General features: G+C 68.8%; 7 protein-coding genes and 2 pseudogenes. 4 read left to right on the top strand and 5 right to left on the bottom strand.

Going from position 1 to position 9,788, the window contains the following annotated elements:
• Positions 1-258: pseudogene (locus V5A19_RS13030) on the top strand (hypothetical protein); the annotation flags it as partial.
• Positions 259-396: 138 nt separating this feature from the next.
• Here V5A19_RS13030 and V5A19_RS13025 read toward each other — a convergent pair.
• The 5 genes from V5A19_RS13025 to V5A19_RS13005 form a co-directional block, all read right to left on the bottom strand.
• Positions 397-2,139, bottom strand: coding sequence for a potassium/proton antiporter (locus tag V5A19_RS13025; RefSeq protein WP_332319545.1), 1,743 nt, complete (start codon positions 2,137-2,139; stop codon positions 397-399).
• Positions 2,140-2,368: 229 nt separating this feature from the next.
• Positions 2,369-4,075, bottom strand: coding sequence for a cation:proton antiporter (locus V5A19_RS13020; protein WP_443081503.1), 1,707 nt, complete (start codon positions 4,073-4,075; stop codon positions 2,369-2,371).
• A gap of 31 nt (positions 4,076-4,106) precedes the next feature.
• A complete protein-coding gene (locus V5A19_RS13015; protein ID WP_332319543.1) occupies positions 4,107-6,068 on the bottom strand; it encodes a transglutaminase TgpA family protein in 1,962 nt (653 codons plus the stop codon).
• A complete protein-coding gene (locus V5A19_RS13010) occupies positions 6,065-7,018 on the bottom strand; it encodes a DUF58 domain-containing protein (protein WP_332319542.1) in 954 nt (317 codons plus the stop codon). The genes V5A19_RS13015 and V5A19_RS13010 overlap by 4 nt, the downstream gene beginning before the upstream one ends.
• Complete coding sequence (locus V5A19_RS13005; protein ID WP_332319541.1) at positions 7,018-7,935, bottom strand: AAA family ATPase; 918 nt, start codon at positions 7,933-7,935, stop codon at positions 7,018-7,020. The genes V5A19_RS13010 and V5A19_RS13005 overlap by 1 nt, the downstream gene beginning before the upstream one ends.
• A gap of 112 nt (positions 7,936-8,047) precedes the next feature.
• On the opposite strand from V5A19_RS13005, the gene V5A19_RS13000 reads away from it, so the two are divergent.
• The 3 genes and pseudogenes from V5A19_RS13000 to V5A19_RS12990 all read left to right on the top strand — a co-directional run.
• Positions 8,048-8,590 (top strand): RNA polymerase sigma factor, encoded by a 543-nt coding sequence (locus V5A19_RS13000; protein ID WP_332319540.1) that lies wholly within the window; start codon positions 8,048-8,050, stop codon positions 8,588-8,590.
• A gap of 38 nt (positions 8,591-8,628) precedes the next feature.
• A complete protein-coding gene (locus V5A19_RS12995; protein WP_332319539.1) occupies positions 8,629-9,285 on the top strand; it encodes an anti-sigma factor family protein in 657 nt (218 codons plus the stop codon).
• A 43-nt stretch (positions 9,286-9,328) separates the two neighbouring features.
• A pseudogene (locus tag V5A19_RS12990) lies at positions 9,329-9,788 on the top strand (hypothetical protein); the annotation flags it as partial.

Below are 9,788 nucleotides of genomic sequence, written 5' to 3'. Positions count from 1 at the left end.
ATCCACGAGCACGACAACATCCTCGGCGAGCTCGATCAGATCCGCGAGCTCGCCGCCATGGAGGAGCTCGCCGACGCCTCCATGATCGCCGCCCTCATGGGCATCCTGTCCGGGACCCTGGCCAAGCACGAGGGCCGCGAGGAGGCCAACCTGTTCCCGCGCTGGGACGCCGCCCTCAAGCGCCACCCCGAGCCGGAGCTGCTGGCCCGGGCCCAGGCCATCCTCGACGGCGCCGAGGACGACCACATCCCCTACTGACCTGCTTTCCTGTCGCAAAGAGCCGTACATTGGTGCGCGTCTGAAGGGGCGCGGCCAACATATAAATCATGGTGAGGAAGATCCGCTCATCCCAGGAATTCCGGGCGGCTCCCAGCCAGGGAGCCTTGGGTCATGCTATTACGGCCCACCGCCGGTACCGGAAAGCTTCAAGCCCACTTGGGCGACCCGCTCCCCCTCCATGTCCCGGACCACGAGCTGGCTCCTGCCGATGTCCACCCGGTCGCCGACGACCGGTGGCCGACCAAGGCGCTGCTCGATGATCCGAGCGAGGGGGAGCCCATCCTCCCCTTCCGCGAGCGGCAAGGCGTAAGCCTGCCTGAGATCCGCCCCCGTGGCATCCGCCCTTATGGCGAACTCCCCGAAAAACCGAATCGGGGTCAGCTCGGCCTCGGCCTCCTCGGCCGCGAACAAGCGCGCCAGACGCTCCACCCAGGTGGTGTCACACAGGACCCAGATCAGGTCCCGCTCCTGGATGGCGTCCGCCCGCTCCGGCAGAAGGGGATGCTGGTCCCGGACCACCAGAACGGGGCGCAAGGACAGCCCGTCCTGGGCAGTCAGGCGCTGCCCAACCGATTGGCCCACGATGGGCGCCCCGGGCTCCACGGAGAAGGCCACCAGCTCCATGGCCCGGGTCCCGGAATGCCACACCTCCCGCCGGACCGTGGGGGCCACCTGGTGGGGAACCATTACGCGGAACCAGCGGGCAGCCAAGGGCAGCGAGGTCCCCTGGATCAGCAGCGAGGCCACCACCACCGCGAACACCGAGTCAAACAGAAGCTGGGCGCCGGAGGCCCCGGCCATCACGGGGAAGACCGCCAGCACGATCGGCACCGCACCCCGCAGGCCGGTCCACCCGACAAAGCCCATCTCCCGCCAAGCGAACCGGAAAGGCGCCAGACTTGTCACCACCGCCAGGGGCCGTGCCACCACCATCAGGAACAGGGCCAGAGCCAGGGCGGCAGGGGCATGGTCGACCAGGGCCGAGGGGGTCACCAGCAGCCCCAGGATCAGGAACATGCCGGCCTGGGCCAGCCAAGCCAGCCCGTCCATCGGCTTGAGGATGCTTTCAATAACGGCACTTCGCCTATTCCCCACCACCAGCCCGGTCAGGTAGATGGCGAGGAATCCGCTGCCTCCGACGTAGTTCACCCCGGCGAAGATCACCAGTCCCCCGGAGCCCACCAGCAGGGCGAAAAGACCCTCGGCGAGCTGGATTCGCTCCACCAGCCAGGCCAGCAGCCAGCCCCCAAGCAGGCCGGCGCCGATCCCCAGGGCGAACTGCCGGCCCAAAAGCCACAGCATATCGGCCACCGAGCCCGCCCCGGGTGCGAGGATCTGCTCCACCAGCCCGATGACCAGAAACACCGCCATGGGGTCGTTGATCCCGGATTCGATCTCCAGCACCGAACGGACCCGGCTGTTGAGCTGGATACCCCCGCTGCGTAGGAGGGAGAAGACCGCGGCGGCGTCCGTGGACGCCACCATGGAGCCAATCAGGGCCCCGTAGAGCCAGGAGGTATCCAGCAGCCACGCGGCCAGCCCCCCGACCAGGGCCGCGGTGCACACCACCCCCCACGTGGCCAGTACCGCCGCCGGCCAAAGGGCCACACGGAACGTCGAAAGGCTCGTGCGCAGGCCGCCATCCAGAAGGATGACCGCTAGCGCCAGATTGCCGACCAGGAAGGCAGTCCGGAAATCGTCGAACTGGATGCCTCCCGGGCCGTCCTCTCCGGCCAGCATCCCCACCCCCAGGAACACCAGAAGCAGGGGGAACCCAAGCCGACCCGACAGGGTGCTGACCAGTACGCTCACCAGGATCAGGAGCCCGCCTACCAACAGGAAGGAATTGATTTCCGCCATAGCCCCTCAAAGCGATGCGCGGGAAGGATCAGCATCTACTCAAGCATGAGCGATTACTGGCCTGGGGAGGGATCAGGGGAAGCCCGCTTGCGGTCCGTCGGAGCCCCGAAGCCTAGGCGAGCTGCCATCGTCCGCTAAGCGGGCGTAACCGGCCGGGGCTCAGGCGCTTCCGGTCCGGCGGCTCTCCAAGCCCGTCAGCACCGCCCGGCCGGATGGGCGAAACCCCTCGCTACGAGGACGCTGTCGATCCGGACCATGGCCTATCCTCCGCTGATTCCAGTTCCTCGGCTACCAGGGCGGCGGCGTGCTCGGCGGCGCTGGAGTAGGGCCGCAGCAGGCGCGGCACCCCGGCCGCGGTGAGGCGCTCGGCATCGCGGTCGCTGAAGGCCGCCATCAGCACCTCGGCCCGGCTGCCCACCCGCTGCAACCCCTGCCACAGGGCGAGGTTGGGCTCGACCTTGGGCACCGTACTGACGAGGTAGGTGCCCGGCTCGCCGGGCAAGAGCTCGACCACCGCCGGATCGGAGGCGTCGCCCGGGTAGACGGTCACGCCCATCTCCTCGGCGCGGCGCCCGGCCTCCGGGTCGAAGTCCACCCCCACCGCATTGATCCCCGCCGCCAGCAGGCGGGTGGCGATGCGCCGGCCCAGCCGGCCCATGCCCACCACCGCCACCCTGGCCTCGCGCAGTGGCCGGGCGCGCTCCTCCACCGCCCGCTCGCGGTGGGGATGGCGGCGCTCGAACAGCCCCAGGTAGGGCCCCACCAGCGCGTACAGCTGACCGGAATAGAGGATCATGTAGGTGGACAGGGTGATGGTCACCAGCCCCACCAGGGTCACCAGCCCCAGGGCCTGCTCGCCCACGTGGCCCATGGATATCCCCATGGCGATAAAGATGATGGAGAACTCGCTGATCTGGGCCACCGTGAGACCGGCCAGGAAACCGGTGCGCTTGCGGTAGCCCATGGTGCCCATGATGGCCATGACCACCAGCGGGTTGCCCACCAGCACGAAGGCCGACAGCACCGCCGCGGGCCACAGCTCGCCGCCCAGGGTAGTGAGGTCGAGCTTGCTGCCCAGATCGATGAAGAAGAACAGCAGCAGGAAATCGCGCAGGCTCACCAGCCGCTCGCCGATGAGCTCCCGGTTGCCCGAGGAGGCCAGCGAAAAGCCGGCCAGGAAGGCGCCCACCTCCTTGCCGAAGCCGGCCACCTCGCCCAGGCTCGCCAGGCCGGTGCCCCAGGCCACGGCGAAGATCAGCAGCAGGTCGTGGGACTGCTCCAGCACCGCCACCAGGCGCGGCAAGACGTAGCGCATGAGCAGCAGCACCGCGCCCATCACCGCCAGCAGGGTGCCGGCCGCCACGGCCGCGGTCATCAGCCCGCCTTCCTGGCCGCGCGAAGCCCCCAGCAGGGCCATGGCCACCACCACGGCGATGTCCTGCACGATCAGAAAGCCCATGGCGATGCGGCCGTGCAGGGCGTCGATCTCGCGCTTGTCGGACAGCAGCTTGACGATGATGATGGTGCTGGAGAAGGTCAGCGCCACCGCCACGTACAGCGCCGTGACGGCGTCCAGGCCCAGGGCTAGGCTGATCAGGAAGCCGAAGGCGATGGTGAAGGCGAGCTGGCCCAGGCCGGTGGCCAGCGCCACCGGACCCAGCCGCCGGACCAGGTGGAGGTCCAGCTTCAGCCCCACCAGGAACAGCAGGATGGTGATGCCGATCTGCGCCAGCAGGTCGATCTGGTCGTGGGCGCTGACCAGACCCAGACCGGCGGGCCCCACCGCCAAGCCCACCACGATGAAGGCGACGATCAGCGGCTGGCGCAGCCGGATCCCCAGCAGCCCCACCCCGGCGGAGATGAGCAGCAGCAGCGCGATCTCATGGTAGGTGGAGGTCAAAAGGCTGTCCCCGGTTAGGACTGAAGGGGCTTCCATGCTAGACCATCAGGGGCTCACGGGGTGGGGCTCAGCCGCGGCTCCTGGGCAACCGCAGCCGGGCGATGCGCCGGCGCAGGCGCCGCAGCTCGCCGTCATCGGCGAGCCCGTAATAGCGCAGGCGGAGGTAGCTCTCGGTGATGGCCGCCAGCGCCTGGGCCCGTTCCGGGAAGGCCGCCGCCGCGCGCTCACCGAAGTCGCGCGGCCCCTCCCCCGGCCGCCTCGGCACCCCGGCCCAACGCGCCTTGCGCTCGAAACGGGCGAAGGCCGCGGAAGCCGCATCCCGCCGGGGCCGGCGACGGACGAGGATAACCCCGGCGGTGAGTCCCCCGACCACCACCAGGGCCACCCCGAGACCCATCACCATGCGGGGCCATTCGCCCAGGCCGAACCGGCTAAGGAAACGCTGCTGCAGCTCCGGGCCGTAGGCCAGGACCCAGCGGTTCCAGGCGGCGTCCATCTCCTCCAGCTGGCGGCGGGCGGTCTTGTGCCAGCTCTGCTCGGGCCGGGCCATGGCGGGGACGGGCTCGCCGGCCGCCACCGAGCCGGCCAGCCCTTCCTCGGCCCGCTCGGGGGAGACGGCAGACGTCGGATCAATCCTGACCCAGCCCTGATCCGCCAGCCACACCTCGGTCCAGGCGTGGGCATCGGACTGGCGCACCGTGATGGTGTCGCCATCGTCGCCGAGGCTGCCGCCCAGGTAGCCGGTCACCACCCGGGTCGGGACGCCCGCAGCGCGCATCAGGAAGGCGTAGGAGCCGGCGTAGTGGCCGCAGAACCCGGCGCGGGTGTCGAACAGGAAGGCGTCCACCCAGTTGTCGGCCACGGCCGGCGGGGTCAGGGTGTAGCGGAAGCCGTCCCCCCGGAAATGGGCCAGGCCCCGCTCCACCACATCGGCGGGGGCCTCGGCCTGCTGCCGCCACCCCTCGGCCAGCTCGCGGGCACGGGGGTGACCCTGGTCGGGCAGGGCCAGGTAGTGCTGGCGGCGCTTCGGGGGCAGCTCGGTCTGGACCCGGAACTCGAGGTAGGAGCGGACCGCATAACGGCGCACCTGGTGCACCGGGTCTTCGGCCAGGGGCGTCAAATCGCGGCCCAGGCGCCCGTCCTCCGGGGCGGCCGCCGGCAGGTCGAGGGTGAACAGCCAGCGCTGGGCATGGGGCTCCAACATCACCGTGTAGCTTACGCTGCGGCCCCGACTCCGGGGCTCGGGCACGGGACCGCGGCGGTCGCGGCCAGCCTGCCAAGTTTCGCCGTCGTAACGGGTGAACACCGGTCCCCGCCAGTAGCGGCGATCCGGTGCTGGCGGCGGATCATCCAGCTCCACCCGGAAGGCCACGGCATCCGAGCGGGACAGCTGGCTGATGCCGCCAGGCGACAGGTCGTCACCGAGGCCGGTTACGGCGGTGCTGCGCTCGGGCAGCCCCCAAAGCGGCCCGGAGACCCGGGGAAAGAGGACGAACAGGATCACCATCAGGGGCAGGCCCTGGGCCACCAGGGCCGCCCCCAGTCGGCCGTGGGCCAGGGGCCGGTCGCCGCCGGTGGCCCGGGTCACCGCGATAAGCACCGTGGTCAGGCCCCAGACCCCGAAAAGCAGATAGGCCACCATGGGCATGGTCTGGTCGTACAGAAACTGGGTGATGACCAGGAAATAGCCCAGATAGATCAGCACCAGGGTATCCCGCCGCCGGCGCATCTCCAGAAGCTTCAGGCCCCCCATGGCGGTGACCAGGGCCACGCCGGCGTCCAGGCCCACCACGGTACCGTAGGCGGTGGCCACGCCGGCCCCCAGGAGCAGGGTCAAAACCACCCGGCCCCAGCGGGTCGGTGCCGGCCAGCCCCGCCAGGCGATGCCGAGACGCCACAGGCCCAAAGCGACCACCACCGCGGTCAGCCACAGAGGCAGGCGCATGGCGTGAGGGGCGGCCACCACGGCCAGCACCAGCAGCAGAGCGGAAAGGGTGCGCGGCGGCAGGCTGTCGCGGATGGCGCTCATTGGTTCATAAGGGCCAGGGCTTGCAGGCAGCGGTGGCGGTGCTCGGGGCCCTGACCGGGGTGAATCTCGGCCTCGAGAAGACGGAGGCCGTAGGAGTGGCCGGCGCGCTCGGCGTCCAGTACCCACCGGGTAAGGCGGGCGATCCGGGCTTCATTCTCCATGCCGGCCAGGGCCTGCCAGTCTAGCCAGACCTTCGATGGGGCCTGGCCGGCGAACTGCTTGGTATGCAGCTCCTGGCCCCGGGCCAGCAGTCGCCAAGCCAGGTGGCGGGGCGGATCGCCGGCCTGGTAACGGCGCAGGCCGCGGAAGTCCTCATCGCCTTCGCCGAACTGGCCGCCGCGCTCGGTGGCGGCGAACGCCTCGGGCCCGGGCACCGCGCCGCCTTCCGGCCGGGGATAGACCAGGCCGGTCCAGTCCGGGTCCAGCCAGGACCAGGCCTGAAACAGACCGGTGGGAAAGCGGGTGAGCAAGGCGAAGCGTCCCGGCCCTAGCCAACCGCGGCTTGGCGCTGGTACCTCCAGGGTCAGCCAACCGGAGCCGTCGGGGGGAATGTCGGTCACCTTATCCGCCCTCTCACACCCCAGGCCAATTGCCCACCGCGCCCGCCCCGCGGGATCGCCCACCCGCACCCGGAAGCGGGCCACACCACCCGCGAACACCGGTTCAGTGCCCGTGCTGGTCACTGTCAGACCGGCCAAGTTGCGAAAGATATGGTGCATGGCGGCGAAGGCCACCCCGGCCAGCAGGAAGGTGAGCAAGTAGCCCAGGCTGCTGCTGTAGTTCACCGAGCCCAGCCACATCGCCACCAGCATGCCCGCGAAGGCGGCCCCGGCGCGAGTGGGCAGGATGTAGATGCGCGGGTAGTCCAGCCGGATCACCCGCCCCTGCCGGCCCATGCGGCGGGCGATCCAGCGATGGAAGGCGGCGCGCAGGGAACGGGGCAGGCGCATCAGGGGATGGCCACCTCCTCCAGGATCAGATCGGCGTGCTCATCAGGGGTGCGCCCCTCTTCGTCGGGCAGGGGGTGGAGCCGATGGCCGGCCACCGCCCCAAATACCGCCTGGACGTCCTCGGGAAGAACGGCGTCGCGACCGTCCACCAGGGCCCAGGCCTGGGCAGCGCGTAGCAGCGCCAGCCCGGCTCGGGGCGACAGCCCGGTCCGAAAGCGGCCGGTTTGGCGGGTATGGGCCACCAGGGACTGGACGTAATCGATCAGGGCCTCGGCGGCATGGACATGCGGCACATGGGCCTGTAGATCGACCAGCTGCCCCGGCTCCATGGCGGGCTCCAGCTCCTTCATCAGCTCGCCACGATCCTCCCCCTGGAGCAGCTCGCGCTCGGCGCGGGCGTCGGGGAAGCCCAGCGAGAGGCGCATGTGGAAGCGGTCCAGCTGGGATTCGGGGAGGGCAAAGGTGCCCACCTGATTAAGCGGGTTCTGGGTGGCAATGACGAAGAAGGGCTCTGGCAGCGCCCGAGTATCCCCTTCCGCCGAGACCTGGCGCTCCCCCATGGCCTCCAGCAGCGCGCTCTGGGTCTTGGGGGTGGCGCGGTTGACCTCGTCGGCTAGAACCAGCTGAGCGAACAGGGGCCCGGGATGGAACACGAAGGAGCCCGTGGCCCGCTCGAAGATGGAGGCCCCGATGATGTCCGCCGGCAGCATGTCGGAGGTAAACTGGAGACGCTGGAATTCCAGGCCCAGCAGGCGGGCCACGGCGTGGGCCAGAGTGGTCTTGCCCACACCCGGCAGATCCTCGATCAGGAGGTGGCCGCGGGCCAGCAAGCAGGCAACAGCAAGGCGGACCGGCCCCTCCTTGCCCAAAATCACCTGATTGACCCGATCCAAAAGGCCGTCGACGGGGCCGGTCATATCACCTCCAATGGACCCCTTTGGTGGATCCGAATTTATAACATACGCTCGCACGTCTCATGCGACGGAGTCTTTTGCCGTCAGGCCGTTTATTGGGGATATGGGGGAGGCAATGACGAAATCCAGGGATGGCGGCAGCGGCGCCGACTTCGAGGCCATGGTGCGGCCTCACGTCGACCAGCTTTACCGCGTTGCCTATCGCTTCACCGGAAGGCGGGAGGATGCCGAGGACTTGGTCCAGGAGGTCCTGGCCAAGCTTTATCCCCGCCGGCAACAGCTAGAGACGGTGGACCAGCTGGGGCCCTGGCTCACCCGCGTGCTCTACCGGCAGTTCATCGATAACCGGCGCAAGAAAGCCCGCTTGCGGTTGTTGGAAAACGAGGCCGGCGCTGCCGACCCCTTCGACAACATGCCCTCGGAAGCCCGGGAAACCGAAACCGAAGTCCTGGCCCGGCGGGATCGCAGCCGGCTTGAACGAGCTCTTGATGGCCTCAATCCCGACCAGCGGGCTGTGATCGTTCTCCACGACATGGAAGGTTACACCCTGGTGGAGCTCAGCGAGACATTGGAGGCCCCCACCGGCACGCTCAAATCCCGGCTCCACCGGGCACGTGCCCGGCTAAGGAAGATCCTTGGCCGGGAAGGAACCCTTTAACCGGCTCTGCCGTCTTGAGGGTGAGAGGAGACCACGGCATGGATTGCAAGACGAACCGAAAATTCCGCGACGACTATCTGGATGCCCGTCTGGAGCCGTCCCTTAGGCAAGCTGTTAATGCGCATCTGGCGGAATGCGACCAGTGCGCCCAAGCCTTCCGGGAAGACCGCGACCTTCTGGGGGCCCTGCAGGACTTGCCGGTTCCTCCGGCTTCCGAATATCTGGTTGAACGAGCCATGGGTCAAGGAGCCCGGCGGGAGCGCCAACGGCAACGCCGGTGGCAGGCCGGCGGTCTGGCAGTGGCAGCCGGGCTCTTAATAGCGGTGGTCCTCGGGCTGGTAACCCAGAAGCCCCTCAACGGCACCCAAGAGCCCCCGATGGTCGCGGTGAAACCGGGTCAAAGCCAGCCAGTCAACCTGGTCTTCAACAGCCGCCGTCGCATGGAAGGGGTTACCTTGAGCGTCGAGGTGCCGGAAGGCGTCGAGATCGCCAACCATCCCGGCAAACGCCGCCTGAACTGGCAAGCCACGCTGGAGCCCGGTCAGAACCTGCTCCGGGTTCCGGTCATCGTGCGCGGCGAAGGCGGGGTGCTCCGGGCCAATATCCGTCACGGCGGACAACAAAAGCGGCTGAATGTGCGCCTGCAGCCGCAACAGCCGGATCGTTCCCGCTTGGGCACCGGCCAAAGCGCTTGACCCTGACACCACCAATGCCACCCGATCGCACGTAGGAGCACCGATGAACCGCAAACTGACCATCACCGGTTTCATCGCCTTGTTCGGGGCCGGCCTTGCCTTATCGGGAACCGCCGGGGCCGTGGAAGACGATGTGACCATGGGGGTCATCGACAACCCCGAGGCCGAGGAGCTTTCCGAGTCCAACTCCTTGGAAATTCCCGAGGAAACCGATAAAGCGCGCGAGCAGGCCGAACAAGAGCGCGAACGGGAAGACGAGCAGGAAAGTGAGGACCAAGACGACATGGGCATGGACGACGAGGCCCAGGAGCTTGCCGAAGAAGCCGACGACGAGGGGTCGGAACGCGAAGAAGCCCATGAGCTGGCCGAGGAGGCCCGCGAGCACGCCCGTGAGACGGAGCAGGAGCGCGGCGAGATTGAGGAAGAGGCCGACGAGGCCCACCAAGAGCGCGAAGAAGCCCATGAGCTGGCCGAGGAGGCCCGCGAGCACGCCCGTGAGACGG

Source organism: Thiohalorhabdus sp., from assembly GCF_036628635.1.
Lineage (GTDB): Bacteria > Pseudomonadota > Gammaproteobacteria > Thiohalorhabdales > Thiohalorhabdaceae > Thiohalorhabdus.
Note: the sequence above shows the minus strand (reverse complement) of the source record. Positions and strands in the feature narration are given on the sequence as shown.

Bases quoted from the DNA above. Each gene is read 5' to 3' on its own strand.
- V5A19_RS13005 (WP_332319541.1), bottom strand. From the start codon at position 7,935: ATGACCGGCCCCGTCGACGGCCTTTTGGATCGGGTCAATCAGGTGATT.
- V5A19_RS12995 (WP_332319539.1), top strand. From the start codon at position 8,629: ATGGATTGCAAGACGAACCGAAAATTCCGCGACGACTATCTGGATGCC.
- V5A19_RS13000 (WP_332319540.1), top strand. From the start codon at position 8,048: ATGACGAAATCCAGGGATGGCGGCAGCGGCGCCGACTTCGAGGCCATG.
- V5A19_RS13010 (WP_332319542.1), bottom strand. From the start codon at position 7,018: ATGCGCCTGCCCCGTTCCCTGCGCGCCGCCTTCCATCGCTGGATCGCC.
- V5A19_RS13015 (WP_332319543.1), bottom strand. From the start codon at position 6,068: ATGAGCGCCATCCGCGACAGCCTGCCGCCGCGCACCCTTTCCGCTCTG.
- V5A19_RS13020 (WP_443081503.1), bottom strand. From the start codon at position 4,075: ATGGAAGCCCCTTCAGTCCTAACCGGGGACAGCCTTTTGACCTCCACC.
- V5A19_RS13025 (WP_332319545.1), bottom strand. From the start codon at position 2,139: ATGGCGGAAATCAATTCCTTCCTGTTGGTAGGCGGGCTCCTGATCCTG.